General features: G+C 51.1%; 21 protein-coding genes. 16 read left to right on the top strand and 5 right to left on the bottom strand.

Annotation, left to right across the window (positions count from 1 at the left end; all coding sequences use genetic code 11):
• Positions 1–33: 33 nt before the first annotated feature.
• The 12 genes from L6468_RS06905 (at position 34) to rplI (ending at position 12583) form a co-directional block, all read left to right on the top strand.
• Positions 34–903, top strand: a complete 870-nt coding sequence (locus L6468_RS06905; protein WP_091854712.1) for a DUF58 domain-containing protein — start codon at positions 34–36, stop codon at positions 901–903.
• A gap of 1 nt (position 904) precedes the next feature.
• Positions 905–1972 carry a BatD family protein gene (locus L6468_RS06910; RefSeq protein ID WP_091854665.1) on the top strand — a complete coding sequence of 356 codons (1068 nt, stop codon included), beginning with the start codon at positions 905–907 and terminating at the stop codon, positions 1970–1972.
• 12 nt (positions 1973–1984) lie between these two features.
• Complete coding sequence (locus L6468_RS06915) at positions 1985–3001, top strand: vWA domain-containing protein (RefSeq protein WP_091854667.1); 1017 nt, start codon at positions 1985–1987, stop codon at positions 2999–3001.
• Complete coding sequence (locus L6468_RS06920) at positions 3001–4017, top strand: vWA domain-containing protein (RefSeq protein ID WP_237796603.1); 1017 nt, start codon at positions 3001–3003, stop codon at positions 4015–4017. The genes L6468_RS06915 and L6468_RS06920 overlap by 1 nt, the downstream gene beginning before the upstream one ends.
• The gene (locus L6468_RS06925) at positions 4017–4727 is read left to right on the top strand and encodes a tetratricopeptide repeat protein (protein WP_237796604.1); all 711 of its coding nucleotides are present in this window, start codon (positions 4017–4019) and stop codon (positions 4725–4727) included. The genes L6468_RS06920 and L6468_RS06925 overlap by 1 nt, the downstream gene beginning before the upstream one ends.
• Before the next feature lie 92 nt (positions 4728–4819).
• A complete protein-coding gene (locus L6468_RS06930; RefSeq protein WP_237796605.1) occupies positions 4820–7384 on the top strand; it encodes a BatD family protein in 2565 nt (854 codons plus the stop codon).
• A gap of 19 nt (positions 7385–7403) precedes the next feature.
• On the top strand, positions 7404–8099 hold the full coding sequence (locus tag L6468_RS06935; RefSeq protein WP_237796606.1) for a phosphatase PAP2 family protein: 696 nt from the start codon (positions 7404–7406) through the stop codon (positions 8097–8099).
• A gap of 9 nt (positions 8100–8108) precedes the next feature.
• Complete coding sequence (locus L6468_RS06940; RefSeq protein ID WP_091854671.1) at positions 8109–9362, top strand: S-adenosylmethionine:tRNA ribosyltransferase-isomerase; 1254 nt, start codon at positions 8109–8111, stop codon at positions 9360–9362.
• Between the two features lie 11 nt (positions 9363–9373).
• Entirely contained in the window at positions 9374–11302 is a 1929-nt protein-coding gene (locus L6468_RS06945; RefSeq protein WP_237796607.1) for an NAD(+) synthase, read from the top strand.
• Positions 11303–11431: 129 nt separating this feature from the next.
• Positions 11432–11776: a 30S ribosomal protein S6 gene (gene rpsF, locus L6468_RS06950; RefSeq protein ID WP_091818559.1), complete on the top strand. Its 345-nt coding sequence runs from the start codon at positions 11432–11434 to the stop codon at positions 11774–11776.
• Between the two features lie 3 nt (positions 11777–11779).
• Positions 11780–12046 carry a 30S ribosomal protein S18 gene (gene rpsR, locus L6468_RS06955; RefSeq protein ID WP_013064765.1) on the top strand — a complete coding sequence of 89 codons (267 nt, stop codon included), beginning with the start codon at positions 11780–11782 and terminating at the stop codon, positions 12044–12046.
• A gap of 18 nt (positions 12047–12064) precedes the next feature.
• Entirely contained in the window at positions 12065–12583 is a 519-nt protein-coding gene (gene rplI / locus L6468_RS06960; protein ID WP_091818558.1) for a 50S ribosomal protein L9, read from the top strand.
• A gap of 95 nt (positions 12584–12678) precedes the next feature.
• Here the strand turns inward: rplI and trmD are convergent, their stop codons facing one another.
• Together trmD and L6468_RS06970 are read right to left on the bottom strand one after the other, a co-directional pair.
• Positions 12679–13356, bottom strand: coding sequence for a tRNA (guanosine(37)-N1)-methyltransferase TrmD (gene trmD, locus L6468_RS06965; protein ID WP_091818557.1), 678 nt, complete (start codon positions 13354–13356; stop codon positions 12679–12681).
• Between the two features lie 14 nt (positions 13357–13370).
• Positions 13371–13970, bottom strand: a complete 600-nt coding sequence (locus L6468_RS06970; protein WP_237796608.1) for a hypothetical protein — start codon at positions 13968–13970, stop codon at positions 13371–13373.
• A gap of 105 nt (positions 13971–14075) precedes the next feature.
• Between L6468_RS06970 and ligA the strand changes: the two genes are divergently transcribed.
• Genes ligA through L6468_RS06990 form a run of 4 tightly spaced genes read left to right on the top strand, consistent with a single transcriptional unit; the run spans position 14076 to position 18389 of the window.
• Positions 14076–16073, top strand: a complete 1998-nt coding sequence (ligA, locus tag L6468_RS06975) for an NAD-dependent DNA ligase LigA (RefSeq protein ID WP_237796609.1) — start codon at positions 14076–14078, stop codon at positions 16071–16073.
• On the top strand, positions 16070–16744 hold the full coding sequence (locus L6468_RS06980; RefSeq protein ID WP_091818554.1) for a B3/B4 domain-containing protein: 675 nt from the start codon (positions 16070–16072) through the stop codon (positions 16742–16744). The genes ligA and L6468_RS06980 overlap by 4 nt, the downstream gene beginning before the upstream one ends.
• The gene (gene truA / locus L6468_RS06985) at positions 16741–17469 is read left to right on the top strand and encodes a tRNA pseudouridine(38-40) synthase TruA (protein ID WP_237796610.1); all 729 of its coding nucleotides are present in this window, start codon (positions 16741–16743) and stop codon (positions 17467–17469) included. Before L6468_RS06980 ends, truA begins: the two co-directional genes overlap by 4 nt.
• Before the next feature lie 2 nt (positions 17470–17471).
• Positions 17472–18389, top strand: coding sequence for a DMT family transporter (locus L6468_RS06990; RefSeq protein WP_091818552.1), 918 nt, complete (start codon positions 17472–17474; stop codon positions 18387–18389).
• Between the two features lie 19 nt (positions 18390–18408).
• Here the strand turns inward: L6468_RS06990 and tilS are convergent, their stop codons facing one another.
• The 3 genes from tilS to L6468_RS07005 are packed head-to-tail and all read right to left on the bottom strand — an operon-like array spanning position 18409 to position 21509.
• Entirely contained in the window at positions 18409–19725 is a 1317-nt protein-coding gene (gene tilS, locus L6468_RS06995) for a tRNA lysidine(34) synthetase TilS (protein WP_237796611.1), read from the bottom strand.
• A complete protein-coding gene (locus L6468_RS07000) occupies positions 19715–20884 on the bottom strand; it encodes a class I SAM-dependent rRNA methyltransferase (RefSeq protein ID WP_091854680.1) in 1170 nt (389 codons plus the stop codon). The genes tilS and L6468_RS07000 overlap by 11 nt, the downstream gene beginning before the upstream one ends.
• Positions 20856–21509 (bottom strand): 3'-5' exonuclease, encoded by a 654-nt coding sequence (locus L6468_RS07005; RefSeq protein ID WP_091818600.1) that lies wholly within the window; start codon positions 21507–21509, stop codon positions 20856–20858. The genes L6468_RS07000 and L6468_RS07005 overlap by 29 nt, the downstream gene beginning before the upstream one ends.
• Between the last annotated feature and the right edge of the window lie 25 nt (positions 21510–21534).

Here is a 21534-nt window from a genome sequence, read left to right on the forward strand (position 1 = left end):
TGAAAAGTGAATAATTTGCTACCGCTATAGATGATGGAGACATCTGAGATACTAAAAAAGGTAAGAAAGATTGAAATCAAGGCGCGCGGACTGAGTGCCAATATCTTTGCAGGCCAGTATCACTCGGCCTTCAAAGGTCGTGGTATGGCCTTCTCGGAGGTTCGTGAGTACCAGTATGGCGACGATGTGCGCGATATCGACTGGAACGTGACGGCCCGCTTCAACAAACCCTATGTGAAGGTGTTTGAGGAGGAGCGCGAACTGACGGTGATGCTGCTCATCGACGTGAGTGGCTCGCTGGACTTCGGTACGCAGAAGCAGCTGAAGCGCGACGTGGTGACCGAGATAGCTGCCACCCTGGCCTTCTCGGCTATCCAGAACAATGATAAGATCGGCGTTATCTTTTTCTCTGACAAGATAGAAAAATATATCCCACCAAAGAAGGGTCGCAAGCATATCCTGTACATCATTCGCGAGATGCTGGACTTCCACGCAGAGAGCCGTCGTACGGACCTGGCACAGGCGGTGGAGTTCCTCACGAGTGTGAGCAAGCGCAAATGTACGGCGTTCATACTGAGCGACTTCTACGCACGTCAGGACTTCCTGCAGCAACTGACGATTGCCAACAGGAAACACGACGTGGTGGCTATACAGGTGTACGACAAGCGCGCCTGCGAACTGCCTGACGTGGGACTGATGAAGGTGGTGGATGCCGAGACGGGCTACGAGCAGTATGTGGATACGAGCAGCAGGAAACTGCGCGACACGTATCACCGCTACTGGCTGAACCGTCAGGCAGAACTGAAGGAGACTTTTGCAAAGTGCAACGTGGACAGCGTCAGTATTGCTACCGACGATGACTACGTGAAGTCGATGCTGGGTCTGTTTAAACAACGAGGATAACATGAAAAAAGTACTAATCATATTTCTCGTCTCTTATCTCTCATCCCTTTCCTCGCTGGCTCAGGTCAAGGTGGAATCCAGTCTGAGCAGTGTGGAGATGCTGGTGGGACAGCAGGTGGAGCTCTCGGTGTCGGCCACGACAGACGAGAATGCCAATGTGGTGTTCCCGAAGGAGGCCTTGCTGCCGGAAGGTATCGAGGTGCTGGGTTTCGTGGAGGTGCCCGATGAGAAGGTGGATGGCGGACAGGTGCGTCACCGCAGGAACTATGTGCTGACGTCTTTCCAGGACACGCTCTATTACCTGCCACCCTTCACGGTGAAGGTTGACGGTAAGGACTACGCGGCTAATCAGTTGGCCCTGAAGGTGCTGACGGTAGATGTGGACACCACGAACTACGAGCAGTACTTCGGTCCGAAGGACGTGCAGGACAATCCCTTTGACTGGGAGCTCGACGACTGGGCCCTGCCTTTCTGGCTGAGCGTGCTGCTGCTGGTGCTGCTGGCTGTGCTGTATTACCTGTATATCCGCTTGCGCGACAACAAGCCCGTGATTGCCCATATCCGCATCGTGAAACGCCTGTTGCCTCACCAGAAGGCCATGAAGGCCATCGAGGAGATCAAGGCCGACAAGATGGTGACATCGGAAGACCCGAAGGAGTACTACACACGACTCACCGATACGCTGCGTAAGTATATAGAGGAGCGCTATGGCTTCAACGCGATGGAGATGACCAGCAGCGAGATTATCGACCAGCTGATGAAGAATGCTGATCAGGAGTCGCTCGCAGAATTGCGCCAGCTCTTCCTCACGGCCGACCTGGTGAAGTTTGCCAAGTACTCTACGCTGATCAACGAGAACGATGCCAACCTGGTGAGCGCCGTTGACTTCATCAACAAGACGAAGATAGAACAGCCTGTAAGTCAGGAGCCTGTGAAACCGCAATACACGCAGGAGGAACAGGAGACACGCAAACGCCGCCTGGTGCTGAAGACCACGATTGCTGTCATCGCTGCCGGCTGTGTGGTTATCTTCGGTGCCATCGCATACTACATCTATGAGTTATTGTAAAACTGTTGAGTGATGGAATTTGCAAATAAAGAATATCTGTTTCTGCTACTGCTCATCATACCCTACATTGTGTGGTATGTGATGTTCAGGAAGAAGAGCGAGCCTACGATACAGATGGCCGACACCTACGCCTTCCGCTTTACGGGGCGCAGTTGGAAGGTGATGCTGATGCCCGTACAGCTCTTCCTGCGCATCCTGGCTTTCACGATGCTGGTGGTGGTGCTGGCGCGTCCTCAGACGCACGACTCCATGCAGAACGAGAATATAGAGGGTATCGACATCATGCTGGCTATGGACGTGTCAACGTCTATGTTGGCTGAAGACCTGCGTGATGATGCCCGTGACATTACCAACCGTATGGAGGCTGCAAAGGCGGTGGCGGCAGAGTTTATCGCCGGTCGTCCTAACGATAACATCGGACTGACCATCTTTGCCGGTGAGGCCTTTACGCAGTGTCCGATGACGATTGACCACGCCTCACTGCTGTCGCTGTTGCACAACGTGCGTACGGATATTGCCGCCCGCGGACTGATTGAGGACGGTACGGCTATCGGTATGGGTCTGGCCAATGCGGTGAGCCGACTGAAGGACTCGAAGGCGAAGAGTAGGGTGGTGATACTGCTCACCGACGGTAGTAACAACCGCGGTGACCTGTCGCCCATGACGTCGGCAGAGATAGCCCAGAGCCTGGGCGTACGTGTCTATACTATCGGTGTGGGTACGAACGGTACGGCGCGCTATCCGTTGTCGGTAGGTGGCGGCGTGCAGTATATCCAGGTGCCGGTGGAGATTGACACGAAGACGCTGACGGATATTGCCAATACGACGAACGGAAAGTTCTACCGTGCCCGTAATGCAGAGGAACTGCGTGAGATTTATCACGAAATCGATAAGTTGGAGAAATCCAAGATAGAAGTGCAGCGCTACAGCCGCCGCTATGAGGACTATCAGAAATATGGCCTGATAGCACTGGGCGCCCTGTTGCTGGAGATACTTCTCAGAATAACGATCTTTAGGAGGATACCGTAATGTTTAGATTTGAAAACCCTGAATATCTGTGGCTGTTGGTGGCAGTGGCTGTGTTGGCCCTGATCCGCTTTGTCACATATTTCAACCAGAAGAAAAGGCTGCGTAAGTTTGGCGACCCGAAACTGATGAAGCAGTTGATGCCCGACGTGTCGCGCTGGCGTCCGCTGGTGAAGTTCTGTCTGCTGGAACTGGCACTGGTGCTCGTCATCCTGATGCTGGCACGTCCGCAACAGGCCAACGGTATCAGTCAGGAGAAGCGCTCGGGTATAGAGACGGTGATAGCACTGGATATCAGTAACTCGATGCGTGCCGAGGATGTGGCTCCTACACGTCTGGACCGTGCGAAGATGATGGTGGAGAACCTGGTGGAGAGTTTCAGCAACGATAAGATAGGACTGATTGTCTTTGCCGGCGACGCCTTTGTGCAGTTGCCCATCACCAGCGACTATGTGTCGGCGAAGATGTTCCTGAGCACCATCGACCCCTCGATGATTGTGAACCAGGGCACGGATATAGCCGGTGCCATAGAGATGGCCAGTCATAGTTTTACGCAGCAGGAGCACGTGGGCAAGGCCATCATCGTCATTACCGACGGTGAGGACCATGAGGGTAATGCCGTGGAGGCTGCTAAGGCAGCCCACGAGCAGGGCTTCAACGTGTATGTGCTGGGTATCGGTTCGACGAACGGTGCACCAGTGCCCGACCCTGATACGGGTAACTATATGATTGACAACCAGGGCAACACGGTGATGTCGTGCCTCAACGAGGACATGTGCCGTGAGGTGGCTCAGGCCGGTGGCGGCGCCTATATCCACGTGGACAACAACAGTAGTGCGCAGCGCCTGCTGGACGAGGAACTGGACAAGCTGGAGAAGGGTGAGACCACCATCTACAGCGACTATGCAGAGCAGTTCCAGTATGCTGCGGCGTTTGCCCTGCTGCTCTTAATCATAGAAATATGTATCCTGGATCGCAGGAATCCTATACTCAAGAAAATAAAACTCTTTAAGCGATAATGAGACATTCTGGATATTATATTATATTGCTACTGCTGACGGCATTATCTGTCTCATCGTATGCAGATAACCGTCAGGCCCGCAAACTGATCCGTAAGGGTAACGCGCTCTACAGGGCCGACAAGCGTCAGGAGGCTCAGGTGGACTACCTGAAGGCCTACCGTGCCGACAGTACGGATGCGCGCGTGCAGTACAACCTCGCCACGTCGATGTTTCCGCAGGACTACAAACTGGTGCAGAAGGAACGTTGCGACACGATGGCAATGATGTTTGAACGCGCTGCGCAGGCTGAGACGAATCCGCTGCGTAAGGCGAAGGCTTATCATAATGAGGGCGTGGCCTATCAGGGCGTGAAGGATTTCGGTAAGGCTATTGAGGCCTACAAGAACGCGCTGCGCTGCAATCCCAATGATGATGAGTCGCGCTATAACCTGGTGTTGTGTCAGCGTCAGCTGAAGAATCAGGGCGGCGGCAACAACAACCAGCAGCAGGATAAGCAGGATAAGCAGGATCAGCAGGATAAGCAGCAGCAACAGCAGAAGAAGCAGAAGAAGCAGGACCAGCAGCAACAGCAGCAGGAACCGCCGATGAGCAAGGAGAATGCCGAACAGCTGTTGAACGCGGCTATGCAACGTGAGAAGGAGACGCAGAAACGTATGAAGGAGGCACAGCAACAGCCTCAGCGTCGCAGAATCGAGAAGAACTGGTAGACTGACAGATGATAGATGATAGATGACAGATGAAAGATATGATTAGACATAGTTTTCAGAAGAAAAGTGAGCAAGGGACAATGAGAAAGAATATGATTGCAGGAGTAATCATATTTCTCATCTCTCATTTCTCCTTTCTCCCCTTGGCGGCGCAGACGCTGACTGCCAATGCGCCGCAGCAGGTGGCCGTGAACCAGCAGTTCCGACTGACCTACACGGTGAACACGCAGGATGTGAAGGGATTCCGTATCGGTCAGATTCCGTCGGAGGCTTTCGAGGTGCTGATGGGTCCGAGCACCAGCACGCAGTCGAGCTTCAGCATGGTGAACGGACGCACGTCACAGTCGTCGACGGTGACCTATACCTATATATTATGTGCCCTGAAGAATGGTACGTTTACGATTCCTGCCGCCACGATTACGGCCGAGGGCAAGCAGATCTCGTCTAACGCGCTGAAGATTCAGGTGAGCGGGACGGCGCAGGCCAACGGCGGTCGCAGCAGTCAGCAGCCTGAGACACGTGCTGCCGGTTCGCGGATATCAGGTTCTGACCTGTTTATCAGGGTGAGTGCATCCAAGAAACGTGTGGTGGAACAGGAGCCTGTGCTGCTGACCTACAAGGTGTATACGCTGGTCAGTCTGACTCAATTGGAGGGAAAAATGCCCGACCTGAAAGGCTTCCACACGCAGGAGATTCCCCTGCCTCAGGAGAAGAGCTTCAAGATAGAACAGTTTAACGGGCGCAACTATAAGACAGTGACGTGGAGCCAGTATGTGATGTTCCCGCAGATGTCGGGCAAACTGCAGGTGCCACCTATCACGTTCAATGGCGTCGTGGTGCAGCAGAACCGCAACATAGACCCGTTTGAGGCATTCTTCAACGGCGGCTCTGGCTATGTGGAGGTGAAGAAACAGATCCAGGCACCTGGCGTCAAGATTGAAGTAGACCCGCTGCCCACGCGTCCGGCCAATTTCTCGGGCGGTGTAGGTAAGTTCACGATGAAGACGGAGATTGACAAGACGTCGTTGAAGGCCAACGACCCCTTCACGGTGAAGGTGACCATCAGTGGTACGGGTAACCTGAAGCTGATGAAGCAGCCGGTGGTGAATTTCCCGAAGGATTTTGATACCTATGATGCCAAGACGACGGATAAGTCGCGCCTGACGATGAGCGGACTGGAGGGAAGCATGGTCTATGAGTTCCTGGCCGTGCCGCGTCATCAGGGACAGTACACCATCCCTCCCGTGGAGTTTGTGTATTACGACACGCAGGCCAAGCAGTATAAGACGCTGACATCTGAGGAGTATCACCTCGATGTGGCCAAGGGTGAAGGTGGCGAGAGTCAGGTACAGACCTTCTCGGATCAGGAGGATATCCAGATGCTGGGTAGTGACATCCGTCATATCAAGTTGGGCGGAGCAAGCATCAAGGCCGACGGCGATTATTACTTCGGTTCGGGACGTTACCTTTGGACGATTGTGATTCTGCTGAGCTTCTTCATGATGCTGTTCCTCGTATTCCGCAAGCGTGCCATCGAGAATGCCGACCTGGGCAAGGTGCGTGGAAAGAAGGCCAACAAGATTGCCACGAAGCGACTGAAGAAGGCGGCTAAGTTGATGAAGGACAACAAGCCTGGCGAGTTCTATGATGAAGCACTCCGTGGTCTGTGGGGTTACGTAGGCGATAAACTGAATATCCCCGTAGAACAGTTGTCGCGCGAGAATATCAGCGAGCGTCTCTCGGCCCATCAGGTAGATGGCGATGCCGTGAACCAGTTCCTGAGTGCTATCGATGAGTGTGAGTTTGAACGCTACGCCCCCGGTGATCCCAAGGGTAATATGAATAAGGTGTACCAGACGGCAATGACTGCCATCGAGAAAATTGAAGAGGGTATGAATCGCAAACCGAAGAAAGGGGTGGCTACGGCTGTCCTGCTGCTCCTGATGCTGATGCCTTCATCGGCTTTCGCACTGTCGAAGGCAGAGGCAGACAGCAGTTATGTGAACGAGAACTACCAGCAGGCTATTCAGCAGTATGAACAGTTGTTGAAGGTAGGACCCAGTGCAGAACTGTATTACAATCTGGGTAACTCGTACTACCGTATGGAGAATATCACGCGTGCGGTATTGAACTATGAACGCGCATTGCTGCTCTCGCCTGGCGATGAGGATATACGTTTCAACCTGCAGCTGGCCCGCAGCAAGACGGTGGACAAGATTGTGCCGCAGTCGGAGTTCTTCCTGACCACCTGGTATCGCTCGATGGTCAACATGCTGAGCGTCGACGGATGGGCTTATGTAGCCGTATTCTGTCTGATGTGCGCCATTTGCCTGATGCTGGTCTATCTGTTCTGTTCACCTGTATGGCTGCGTAAGATCGGCTTCTTCGGCGGTCTGCTCCTACTGGTGGGCTTTGTTATGGGAAATGTCTTTGCCTGGCATCAGAAGCAGATGATTGACCATCGTGACGGCGCCATCATCATGGAGTCGGCAGTGACGGTGAAGAGTACGCCTGCACAGAACGGTACTGACCTGTTTATCCTCCACGAGGGCACGAAGGTGACTGTCATCGACGATACGATGGACGGTTGGCGCGAGGTACGTGTGCCCGACGGAAAGCAGGGATGGGTAGAGACTTCGCAGATTGAGGTGATTTGAGGTTTGAGATTTGAGGATTATGGAAGAATTGATACAGTTAGACAAACAGTTGCTGCTCTGGTTCAACGGAAGTGATTCGTTGTTCCTTGATGGTCTTGTCGAGACACTGACGACGGCCACCACGTGGATACCGCTTTACCTGGGCCTGTTTTACCTGGTGCTCAAGAACAACGACAACATACAGAAGGTGTTGCTTGTCCTGGGCTGTGCAGGATTATGCGTCTTCCTGGCCGGTTCCCTCAATGACCTGTTTGTGAAACCCTGGGTGGCACGCTGGCGTCCTTCCCGTGACCCGGAGATTGCGATGCTGGTGGATGTGGTCAATGGCTATCGCGGCGGGCGCTATGGCTTCTTCTCGTCGCACGCTGCCAACACCTTCAGTCTTGCTATCTTCTTCACACTTCTGGTACGGAGCAAGGTGCTGTCGGTGGCGATGATACTGTGGTCGCTGCTGAACTGTTGGACACGTCTGTATCTGGGCGTCCATTTCCCCGGTGACATCCTCTGCGGACTGCTCTGGGGCGGTGTCGTCGGTACGGGGATGTGGTTCCTGCACCAGCACATCTACAAAAAGATTAATACACAGGATTTTTATGTTTCAACGCAATATACGGCGACAGGCTATCAGAAGTCTGACGTGGACATCGTGATTTGCATCCTGCTGCTCACGATCGTCTATGCTATCCTGAAGTCGTGCTATACACTTTATACTTAAATACAATTAATGGATACAAAACATATTCATATAAGCGATTACAATTATCCTCTGCCTGATGAGCGCATTGCGAAATTCCCATTGGCGGAGCGCGACCACTCAAAACTGTTGCTCTATAAGCACGGTGAGGTGGGAGAGGACGTCTTCTATAATCTGGCCAGTCATCTGCCAGAGGGCGCTCTCATGGTTTTCAACAATACGAGGGTGATTCAGGCGCGTCTGCATTTCCGTAAGGAGACGGGTGCCCTTATCGAGGTGTTCTTGTTGGAACCGGCTTTCCCTGCCGACTACGAACAGATGTTCCAGACACGCGGACACTGCGCCTGGTACTGTCTGGTGGGCAACCTGAAGAAATGGAAGGAGGGAACACTGGCCAGGGAACTGTCGGTCGGTGACTCAAAACTGACGATCAAGGCTACGCGCGGTGAGATGCACGGCACGAGTCATCGCATAGACTTTGAATGGGATAACCAGACGGTGTCTTTTGCGGAGATACTGGAGTCGATGGGCGAGCTGCCTATCCCGCCTTACTTGAATCGTGAGACGCAGGAGAGTGACAAGACAACCTACCAGACGGTTTACTCGAAGATAAAGGGTAGTGTGGCTGCGCCTACGGCGGGCCTGCATTTCACGGATGCTGTGCTTCAGTCGGTTGACGCCCACGGCATTGACCGTGAGGAGGTGACGCTGCACGTGGGTGCCGGTACCTTCAAGCCTGTGAAGAGTGAGGAGATTGAGGGTCACGAGATGCACACGGAGTATATCTGCGTGAAGCGTCAGACTTTCGAGAAACTGCTGAAGCACGACTGTCAGGCGATTGCTGTGGGTACCACGAGCGTGCGTACGCTGGAGAGCCTGTATTACATGGGCCTGAAGGTGCTTCGTAATCCCGATATCCAGGAGGATGAGTTGCACGTTAACCAGTGGGAACCGTATGAAAGGGAAGAGGGAAGAGTGAAGAGTGAAGAATCTGCTTCCGCTGCCATGGATGTCTCTCCACGTGCTGCTATCCAGGCTTTGCTCGACTGGCTCGACCGTAACGGGTTGGCATCGCTGCACAGCAGTACGCAGATTATCATTGCCCCTGGCTATGAATATAAGATAGTGAAGATGCTGGTCACGAATTTTCACCAGCCGCAGTCAACGCTGCTGCTGTTGGTGAGTGCCTTTGTAAAGGGTGACTGGCATAAGATTTACGACTACGCCCTTGCTCATGATTTCCGCTTCTTGAGCTACGGCGACAGTTCGTTGATAATTCCTTAAACCTCAAATCAATGAAGTACGGATTAATCAAAGTGGCTGCTGCCATACCAGGTGTGCGCGTAGCCGATGTGGACTATAACGTTCAACAGATAGAGAACCTCATTGCCCAGGCTGAGGGAAAAGGTGCTGAGGTCATCGTGTTCCCGGAGCTGTCTGTCACGGGTTACACTTGTCAGGATCTGTTCCGTCAGCAGTTGTTGCTCGAGAAGGCCGAGGAGGCTATCATCAAGTTGCTCGACTTCACCCGCAAGCTGGATATCATCAGTGTGGTAGGTGTGCCTGTGCGCATCGGTCCACTGCTTTATAATTGTGCCGTTGTCGTACAGGGTGGCACCATCCTGGGTGTTGTTCCCAAGACTTATCTGCCCAATTATTGTGAGTTCTATGAGAAGCGCTGGTTTGCTTCTGCTGCCGACCTCATGCCGCAGGATATCTATCTGGCTGGCAGTCTGATTCATGTGTCTGCAGAACCTATCGTCTTCCGTACTTGCGACGGGGTTGGTTTCGGTATTGAGATTTGTGAGGATGTATGGGCTCCGCTGCCTCCAAGTAATAACCTGGCGCTGGCTGGGGCGGATATCATCCTGAACCTGTCGGCAACGGATGAGCTGCTGGGCAAGCACAACTATCTGTGTTCGCTGCTGGCTCAGCAGAGTGCCCGCATGATGTGTGGCTACGTCTATAGCAGTTGCGGCTTTGGCGAGTCCACGCAGGATGTGGTGTATGGCGGTAACGCTATGATTTTCGAGAATGGACGACAGCTGGCTACGGGTGACCGCTTCTCATTGGAGCCTCAGTTGCAGATTCAGCAGATTGACGTGGAGCGTCTGCGCGGTGAGCGACAGAATAACACGACGTTCCGCACGGCACAGGATGGTGCTACGGCACGTGTCGTCTATGCGAAGAGCGTCAACGCGCGTCCCTTCGAACTGGTTCGTCCGGTCAATCCGCATCCGTTTATCCCTGAAGATGGACAGATGACTTCTTCGTGCGAGGAGATCCTGAATATCCAGACGATGGGACTCTGTCGCCGGTTGCACCATACGCATTGCGACAAGGCGGTGATTGGTATCAGCGGTGGTCTCGACTCTACGCTGGCACTGCTCGTCGTGGTACGTGCTTTCGATAAGCTGGGGCTCTCACGCAAGGGTATCATCGGTATCACCATGCCTGGCTTCGGCACTACCGACCGCACGCACGATAATGCTGTCAGTCTGATGACTTCCCTGGGTATCTCCCAGCGGGAAATCAGTATTGCCAAGAGTGTCACCCAGCATTTTGAGGATATCGGCCATGATGCCGCTGTTCATGATGTGACCTATGAGAACTCGCAGGCGCGCGAGCGTACGCAGATATTAATGGATGTAGCCAATCAGGTAGGCGGTATGGTTATCGGTACGGGCGACCTCTCAGAACTGGCTTTGGGCTGGTGTACGTATAATGGTGACCACATGTCTATGTATGGCGTCAATGGCGGCGTTCCCAAGACGCTGGTACAGTATCTGATTCGCTATCTGGCACAGTTGCCCGCATTTGCCGAACAGCGTGATGTGCTGATTGATGTGATAGAAACGCCTATCTCGCCAGAACTGACACCTGCCGATGAACAGGGAAATATCCAGCAGAAGACGGAAGACCTCGTAGGTCCCTATGAGCTTCATGATTTCTTCCTTTACTATATGTTGCGCTGGGGATTCCGTCCTTCGAAGATATTCATGCTGGCACAACATGCCTTCGAGGGGAAATATGATGATGACACCATTTGTCATTGGCTGCAGACGTTCTGCCGTCGCTTCTTTAACCAGCAGTTCAAACGCTCTTGCCTGCCCGACGGGCCCAAGGTGGGAAGTGTCAGTCTATCACCCCGTGGAGACTGGCGAATGCCAAGTGATGCATTCAGTACTTTATGGCAAAAAGAGTGTGAAGCACTGGAAAGATAGACCAAATCTCATATAATATGTTAAATTGTGGGCGTAAAAGTACGAAAAGTTTTGTTAATTCACGAAAAAGTCGTACCTTTGCGCCCGCATTTTGCAAAATAATATTATTTTAACTTTTTAATTAAACGTATGAATAAGTACGAAACCGTTTTCATTTTAACTCCCGTTTTGTCTGACGAACAGACAAAGGAAACGGTCGCTAAGTTCAAGAAGGTTCTCGCCGACAAAGGCGCTGAGATCGTGAACGAAGAGGCCTGGGGATTGAAGAAACTGGCTTACCAGATTGAGAAGAAGACCTCTGGCTTCTATTTCCTCATCGAATTCAACGCTGAGCCAGCTGTGATTAAGACATTGGAGACTGCCTATCGTCGTGACGAGAAGGTTATCCGTTTCCAGACTGTTAAACTTGACAAGTATGCTGCTGAATATGCTGAGAAGCGTCGTAGCAAGCTTGGTAAAAAAGAGGAGGCTTAAATTATGGCAGAACAGAGTGAAATCCGTTATTTGACTGCTCCTTCTATCGATACAAAGAAGAAGAAGTACTGTCGTTTCAAGAAGAGCGGTATCAAGTATATCGACTACAAAGATCCCGAGTTCCTGAAGAAGTTCCTGAACGAGCAGGGTAAGATTCTGCCCCGTCGCATCACCGGTACCTCTCTGAAGTACCAGCGCCGTGTGGCTCAGGCCGTTAAGCGTGCACGTCAGATTGCATTGCTGCCTTACGTAACCGATTTGATGAAATAAACAAAGGAGGACGCAAGAATGGAATTGATTTTGAAAGAAGATGTTATCGGCTTGGGATTCAAGAACGATATCGTAAATGTTAAGTCGGGTTATGGCCGTAACTACCTGATTCCTCAGGGTAAGGCCGTTATCGCTTCTCCCTCTGCTAAGAAGATTCTCGCTGAGAACCTGAAGCAGCAGGCTCACAAGTTGGCTGCTCTGAAGGCTGCCGCTGAAGAGAAGGCTGCCGCTCTCGAGGGTGTTGCACTTACTATCGCTGCTAAGGTTAGCGCTACTGGTCAGCTCTATGGTTCTGTTACTAACATGACCGTTGCTGAGGAGCTCGCTAAGCTGGGCAAGGAAGTTGATCGTAAGATCATCGTCCTGAAGGATATTAAGAAGGTTGGCGACTATGTTGCTGTTGTTCGCTTCCACAAGGAAGTAAGCGCTGAGATTCCCGTTAAGGTTGTTGCCGAGGGTGCTCCCGCTGAGGAAGTAGCAGCTCCTGCTGTTGAAGAGGCTCCTGCTCAGGAAGCAGAGGCTCCCGTAGCTGAGTAAGTTCGCTGTAAAGCAATATCATTGATATTACAACGCAAATCCCAGTCACTGTCAGGTGGCTGGGATTCTTTATTGTTTCAACTTTAATAATCTGATTATTTTTTCAGCAGGTCAGGACGCAGTCGCTTGGTACGTTCCATGGCTTGTTCCATTTCCCAGTCGCGTATCTTTGCTTCGTTACCGCTCAGCAGGATATCGGGCACTTTCCAGCCTTTATAGTCGGCAGGACGGGTGTAGATAGGCGCTGCGAGGATGTCATCCTGGAAGCAGTCGGAGAGGGCACTTTGTTCGTCGCCAATGACGCCAGGTACAACGCGTACCACCGCGTCGGCTATCATTGCAGCAACAAGTTCTCCGCCAGTAAGCACAAAATCGCCAATTGAGATTTCACGGGTAATCAGGTGGTCGCGCACGCGCTGGTCAATACCCTTGTAATGACCTGCCAGGATGATAAGGTTGCCTTTGAGCGACAGTTCATTGGCCATGTGCTGGTCGAAGCGCTCACCATCGGGTGAGGTGAAAATAACTTCGTCGTAGTCGCGTTCTGCTTTCAAGGCTGTGATGCAACGGTCAATTGGCTCGCATTGCATCACCATACCGGCACTACCGCCATAGGGATAGTCGTCTACGCGGCGCCATTTGTCGAGTGTATAGTCACGCAGATTATGAAGGCGTATTTCGGCCAGTCCTTTTTTCTCGGCACGTGCCAATATAGATTCATGTACAAAGCCCTCAAGCATCTCGGGCAGTACGGTAATAATGTCTATTCGCATATAAAAATGTGTGTTTACTCTGCTATTTCTGTTTTTCCTTCGTGTATCATGTATATCTCATTGAAGGACACGATGTCCTTGTAGTCGCGCTCAAACTGCGCCTTGGCCTCCTTGCTGCTATTGGCATCGTATTCGTGTTCGCCTGACTCGTCACGCCAGCCTTTGTATGCAGCACGAATCTGCCACAGATGGTTGTCGCTGAGCACCTGATGCTCATTCTGGTATTGGATCACCTCCTCAAGTTTTCCTTCGCCCAGCATCGTCACGATATCATGATAGCCATTGACCAGATTGATAAAGGTGGAATCACAATGGGATGCGTTGATACTGTCCTGAAGCCACTCGTACATGTTGTCAACATAGACGTAGAGCAGATTGTCGCTTTCCAGCTGGCTCTTGAATTCCTGCACCTTGCTATCGTCGAATTGCTCCTTGGGCTGGGGCTCCTGGACGGTCTCAATAGGTGCTTGTGCCTGTGCGGTATCGTTCTCGTCAGTGTTGGTGAACAGGCTGATAATGCCCACACCGGCAAAGCCAATGATGAATGTCACGCATGCCGATGCAATCAGTTTTTTCTTATCCTGAGTACTTATTTTTCTTTGATTTGGTTTCATAATCTGCAAATTTACCGTTTTTTCTTTAATCATACAAATTTTTTGCGCGTTTTGTGTTATTAGCGGTATATTTTTTGTAATTTTGCGGATTGAAAAGAAGAACCTATGGACGAAAAACAAAGAATAGAACAACTGCGACAAGAGTTGCATGAGCATAACTATCGCTATTATGTGCTGAATCAGCCGGTGATTGGTGATCAGGAGTTTGATTTGATGATGCATGAGTTGCAGGACTTGGAAGCACGTCATCCCGAAATGGCTGATCCTAACTCGCCAACCCAGCGCGTGGGCAGTGACTTGCAGACGGGATTCCGTCAGGTAGCCCACCGTTATCCGATGCTTTCGCTGGCAAATACCTACAATGAGCAGGACGTACGTGACTGGTATGAAAGTGTGCGTAAGGGATTGGCCGGCGAGGATTTCGAAGTGTGCTGCGAGATGAAATACGACGGACTGAGTATCTCGTTGACTTATGTCGATGGACATCTGATGCAGGCCGTGACACGTGGCGATGGTGTGCAGGGTGATGATGTGACGCAGAATGTGAAGACCATTCGCACCATTCCGCTGATACTTCCAGGAAAAGGGTATCCAAGGGAATTTGAGATTCGTGGAGAGATTCTGATGCCGTGGGCTTCGTTCGAGCGACTGAATGCTGAACGTGAGGCTGCTGAGGAACCGCTCTTTGCCAATCCCAGAAATGCGGCCAGTGGTACCTTGAAGAGCTTGGACTCAAGGGTTGTCGCACAACGCTCGCTGGATGCGTATCTCTACTACTTGCTAGGCGAGGAATTACCTGCCGACGGACACTTTGAGAACCTGGAAGCAGCCCGCAACTGGGGATTCAAGATATCCGAGGGTATGCGCAAGGTGAAGACCGTAGAAGAGATTATCGACTTCATTAACTATTGGGATACCGAACGCAAGAACCTGCCTGTTGCTACGGATGGTATTGTGCTGAAAGTTAACTCGTTAAGACAGCAACGTTCATTAGGATATACAGCCAAGAGCCCGCGCTGGGCAATCGCCTATAAATTCAAGGCTGAGCGTGAATGCACGCGTCTGCTGGAAGTGACTTACCAGGTAGGTCGTACTGGCGCGGTGACGCCTGTTGCCAACATGGAACCTGTACAGCTGGCAGGTACTGTCGTGAAGCGTGCAACGCTGAATAACGAGGATTTTATCCGTAGTTTCGACCTCCACATCGGTGATATGGTCTATGTGGAAAAGGGTGGTGAGATTATCCCCAAGATTGTGGGTGTGAACATTGATGAGCGTCCTATCATCTCGCAGCCCGTACAGTTCATCAAGCGCTGTCCGGAATGTGGCACACCGTTGGTGCGCTATGAGGGCGAGGCTGCATGGTATTGTCCCAACGATGCCGGTTGTCCGCCGCAGATTAAGGGACGCATCGAACATTTCATTGCCCGTAAGGCGATGAATATCGATTCTCTTGGTCCTGAGACCGTGAATGAATACTATCAGCGCAGGATTATCCATAACATTGCTGACTTGTATGATATCGAGGTACAGCAGATTAATGGTGACGGCTCGCGTACGAAATCGGCCCAGCGTATCGTCAACGGTATACAGAAATCGAAGGAAGTGCCCTTCGAGCGCGTTGTCTTCGCACTGGGTATCCGTTTTGTAGGTGAGACCTCGGCTCGTTTGCTGGCACGCCACTTCAAGTCGATGGATGCATTGATGAATGCCGGACTGGAGGAACTGCAGGAGGTGGAAGGTATCGGTGAGGTGATGGCAAAGAGTATCATTTCCTATTTCCATGATCCAGAGAACCAAACAATCATAGAACGTCTCCGCGGATACGGTTTGCAGATGGCATTATCGGAAGAGCAGACGATGCCCGCAAGTGATAAGCTGGCAGGTCAGAGTATCGTGATAAGCGGTGTGTTTGCCCATCATAGCCGTGATGAGTATAAACTCATTATCGAGCAGAATGGAGGTAAGAATGTTGGTTCGATTAGTGGTAAGACCTCTTTCATCCTTGCCGGAGAGAACATGGGACCATCGAAGCTGGAGAAAGCCCAGAAGTTGGGCGTGAGGATTGTGAGTGAGGATGAATTCCTGGAGATGTTGGCATGAAGATTATTGTATCAAAAGAAATAGAACAGGTTTGTCCTGAATTCGTAGGTGCTTGTGTTGAAGCTCAGGTACGGAATACGTCGTATCATGCTGAATTATGGGATGAGATCAGTCGCCTGGGAGACAAGTGTCGTCAGGAGTTGACCACCGAGTCGCTTAAGGAACTTCCTTCTATTGCCGCTACCCGTAGGGTTTACAAGGCATGCGGGAAGGATCCTTCACGTTATCGTCCCGCCAGTGAGCAACTGATCCGACGTATGTTGCAAGGGAAGGAACTCTACCAGATAGACACCCTTGTGGACTTGGTGAATGTGGCTTCGATAGCCTATGGTTACAGCATTGGCGGCTTTGATGCCGATAAGTTCGTGGGTGACACGCTGACACTTGGTATTGGTCGTGAGGGTGAACCCTACGAGGGAATCGGTCGTGGGATGCTTAATATTGCCGGACTGCCCGTATACCGTGATGCTCAGGGTGGAGTAGGAACTCCCACGAGCGACAATGAGCGTACGAAGATGACGTTGGAGACGACCCACCTGGTGGTACTGGTCAATGGGTACGACGGTAATCGTGAACGTGTCATGGCCAATGCGGAATATCTGAAGGAACTGATTGTGAAATATGCTGCAGGTTCTGATTGTAACATAACACTTTATAGTACGAAGGAATGAGATATTTTATAACACTGAGTTACGATGGAACACGTTTCCACGGATGGCAGGTACAGCCTAATGGTATCTCTGTGCAAGGTGAACTGCAGCGGGGCTTGTCGCTATTGCTTCGCGAAGAGATACAGATTACCGGTGCCGGTCGTACGGATGCGGGGGTGCATGCCAAGATGATGGTGGCTCATTTCGATACGGAGTCTGCGGTTGATTGCAAACAGTTGGCATATAAGTTGAACAAACTGCTGCCACAGGATATCGCTGTGCAGAAAGTAGAACCTGTCAGCGATGACTTGCATGCCCGGTTCTCTGCTACCTCGCGCACCTATTATTATTATGTACATACAGTAAAGTCTCCTTTTGCGCGTCATTATTCCTGCGAATTGCATTATCCGCTGGATTTCCAAAAGATGAACGAGGCAGCACGGATGCTCCTGGAGTATGAAGATTTTGGTGCTTTCTGCAAGAGTCATGCAGATGTGAAGACTACGCTCTGTAAGGTGACGTGTGCTGAGTGGCATCAGACATCCCCGTCAACATGGTATTTCGAGATTTCGGCCAACAGATTCCTGCGTAATATGGTGCGTGCCGTTGTCGGTACGTTGATTGAGGTTGGCCGGGGTAGAATGTCAATAGATGATTTTCGTCGTGTGATAGAGGGCAAACGCCGTACGGAGGCTGGCGAGTCGATGCCGGGCAATGCCCTTTTCCTAGTAGATATTAAATATTAATTATGTGGTTAATCTTAGCATTTTTGTCGGCTGCCTTTTTGGGTATCTATGATTCTCTGAAGAAAAAGGCATTGAAGGATAACGCCGTCATTCCAATTTTGTTTCTTAACACGCTGTTCTCATCGCTGATATTCCTGCCGTTTATCCTATTGAGTGGTATGACGGATATGCTTGATGGCAGCATCTTCCATGTGGCCAGTGGTGGTTGGGAGGTTCATAAGTTTATCGTGTTGAAAGCACTTATCGTACTCTCTTCATGGATACTGGGCTATTTCGGTATGAAGCATCTGCCGCTTACCATCGTTGGACCTATCAACGCCACGCGACCGGTGATGGTGCTGGTAGGTGCGTTATTGTTCTTTGGCGAGCGACTGAATGTGTGGCAATGGGTGGGTGTGTCACTTGCTGTCATATCATTCCTGTTGCTCAGTCGTAGCGGAAAGAAGGAAGGTATCGACTTCAAGCATGATCATTGGATATATATGATTGTAGGCGCTGCTGCGCTGGGAGCTGTCAGCGGCCTGTACGATAAGTATCTGATGGCACCAGCAGGTCAGGGTGGTGTAGGACTGGATCGTATGATGGTACAGTCTTGGTATAATATCTACCAGTGTTTCATGATGCTGGTGATGTTGCTGCTCTTGTGGTGGCCAAAACACAATCAGACAACCCCTTTTCATTGGGATTGGGCTATCATTGGCGTCAGCGTGTTCTTGTCCACGGCCGACTTCATGTATTTCTATTCGCTCTCTTTGCCAGAGGCCATGATCAGTATCGTGTCAATGGTACGTCGTGGTTCGGTCATCGTGTCGTTCCTTTGTGGGGCGATGTTCTTCCGCGAGAAGAACCTGAGGGCAAAGGCTGTTGACCTGGCTTTAGTTCTCCTTGGAATGATATTCTTATATATTGGAAGTCATTAGTGCTTCTTGGAGATTTGAATTATTCTTGTATCTCCAGTGTAATAATAAGGGTGGAGTGGGTAGATGAAGTGACGCAGAAATGGGCATCTGGGCGGTAGCCTGCGAGCCAGAGGATGGTGCCATCAGACTGGCATAATACCAGGGTGCGACGTTTCTCGAAGACGGAGAGATGTAGGTCGGTGAGATAGTCGCTGATAAGTTTTGAACCTTTCATGCCAAACGGTGTGAAGCGGTCGCCAGTAGCGACGGGACGCAGGATGAGGGGGAAATGTATCTTCTCTGCATCGAGACAGGCCGTGGCTGGTTGTTTGATAACGGTGGAACCTTTCTGTTGCGACAAGCGAATTTTGGTGGCTTCATCGTAGATATATACTCCAGTCTCAGGAATACGTAGGGTAGGGCGCTCTGCCTGTTTGGGTTCCACGATAAGTTTGCCGCGACAGATGGTGAGCTGATGGGTGGATGAATACCACTCTGCACCCGACTGTGATGTGGCTACCGACTGCCAGATGTTCTCAATCAAGGCGGAAGTGAAGCCGAGGGGACTGAGCCACTGGTGCAGGATACTTTCGGGAGATGGCTCCTGAAGCAGAGTGTCGATAGTGATGGAATCATTATCTACCAGGCGGCCAATGGCCTCCTGCATATAATGGTCATAGACGGTGGTAGCCTCGCTGATGTGTTGGGCCGTCTGGAGAATATTGCTGACGGCACTCGGCGTGATGGCTTGCAGTTGTGGAATGACGTTCAAACGGAGTTTGTTGCGTACCACATCGGCCTCCAGATTGGTGGAGTCGGTGACGTAAGTCTGATGTTGTCCGGCCAGCCATGCTTCAATCTCCTTGCGACTGACACAGAGCAGGGGACGGAGAATAAAACCATTGCGAGGCTTGATGCCTGAGAGTCCGTGAATACCTGTTCCACGTAGCAGATTCATGAGGATGGTCTCTACGGAATCGTCCTGGTGATGGGCCACGCAGATACCCTCTGCCTGAATATCACGTCTGAGATTCTCGAAATACTGATAACGCAGGTCGCGGGCTGCCATCTCGATGCTGACCTTATGCAATTGGGCGTAAGTGCGTGTGTCGAAATGGATGACATGGAAGGGGATATCGTGCTCGTTGCAGAGCGTCTGGGCAAAGGCTTCGTCACGATGGCTCTCGTCGCCACGCAACAGGAAATTACAATGCGCGCCCTCCACCTGATAACCCAGTTGTTTTAAAACAAGAAGCAGACAGACGCTATCGGCGCCACCACTGAGGGCCACCAGATAGCGTTTGTCTGCATCCAGCAAACGATGTTCGGAGATATACTGCCTAACTTTATTCAACATAGAGTACGAGGCCCTTCAGATACTCACCCTCTGGGTGGTAGATATTGATGGGGTGATCAGCAGGCTGGTGCAACTGGTGCAGGATGCGCACCTTGCGCTTGGCCTGTGCTGCAGCCGTGAATACGGCATTGCGAAAATGATCCTTGGAGACCACCTGAGAGCAGGAGAATGTGAACAGGATGCCACCTTTCTCAATCTTCTCGAATGCCTTCTCATTCAGACGGGTGTATCCCTTCAAAGCGTTATGCAGCGCTCCACGATGCTTTGCAAAAGCTGGTGGGTCAAGGATAATGAGATCGTAAGTGTGTGATGAGCTGTCCAAATACTTGAAGGCATCCTCACAGAAAGCCTCATGACGTGGGTCGCCAGGGAAGTTGAGTTCCACATTGCGACGGGTCAGCTCGATAGCCTTGGCAGAACTGTCGACAGAGTGTACCAGCTGGGCACCACCGCGCATGGCGTAGAACGAGAAACCACCTGTATAGCAGAACATATTGAGAACACGCTTACCCTTGGCATATTTTTCCAGCAAAGCGCGGTTCTCGCGCTGGTCCACGAAGAAACCGGTCTTCTGGCCACGGAGCCAGTCCACATAGAAACGCAGGCCGTTTTCAATGGCGATGTTATCATCACTATTACCAAGCAGGAATCCATTCTCGGGCTCCATAAAGGGTAGGGTGGTCTCACTCTTGTAGTAGATATTCTCAATACGACCCTTCATGACCTCAGCCAGGGCTTTTGCAATAGCGTGGCGCGACATGTGCATGCCAATGCTATGAGCCTGCATCACGGCGGTCTTATCATAGACGTCGATAATCAGTCCTGGTAGCAAGTCACCTTCACCATGCACCAATCGGAAGGCATTGGTATTGCTACTGTTGGCCAACCCGATGTCCTGACGCATGTTGAGGGCCGACTGAATGCGAGAGTGCCAGAAAGCGTCATCTATTTCTACATCATTAAAGGTGAGTACGCGTACGGAAATAGAGCCTTGCTGATAGTGACCTACAGCGATGAAAACGCCCTTTTCTGATACGACACGTACCACGTCGCCCTCCTCAATGCCATCGTCAAGATGATGGATGGCACCTGAAAAAACCCATGGATGGAAACGTAACAGACTTTCTTCTTTACCCCTTTTCAGATATACTTGCTTCATTCTTATCTTCTGCTTTAATAATTAGTTTGTAATCCCTTGTCTCTTTGAGTCTTATAATCTCGTTGTATATTTGTATGCATGCCCATGCATCGGTAGCAGCATAGGACTTCTGCTTGTCTGTCAGGATGTCGGCTTCCCAGTTGCTCAATTGCTGGCGTTTGCTGATTTTCTGGTCAAACAGGTTGGCATAGATTTTCTGCAGACTCAAATCCTCGATACCCAGTTCTTTGGCATGATGTTGGATGTCGATGAATCTGCCCATTTTGAATTCCTTGAGCTTATGGAGTGAGTTGATGTCATCGTGCCACGAGAGGCCAATCTTCAATACACTCTCGTCTTCCAAGAGCTGGATGAGTGAGTCTGTCAGTCCCGTATAGTTGAGCCTGAACAGAAAACAGATGTCTGGTGTGGCCACCTGCAGGAGGGAAACTTTATGCTGATGACCTTTTCTGAAAGACGGACGCGTCTCTGTGTCGAAGCCCAGTATAGGTTGCGACAATAGGAAACGCACAGCTTTTTCTGTTTCTCCTGGCGTTAGAACGACAATGATTTTCCCTTGGAATTGCGCTATGGGAAGCGATGAAATCAATGCCTTATCGTACTTGTTGTATATTGTTTTAAGCATCTTCTTTCCTTTTCGAGGTGCAAAA

It is taken from the genome of Prevotella communis (assembly GCF_022024115.1).
GTDB classification, from domain to species: Bacteria; Bacteroidota; Bacteroidia; order Bacteroidales; family Bacteroidaceae; genus Prevotella; species Prevotella communis.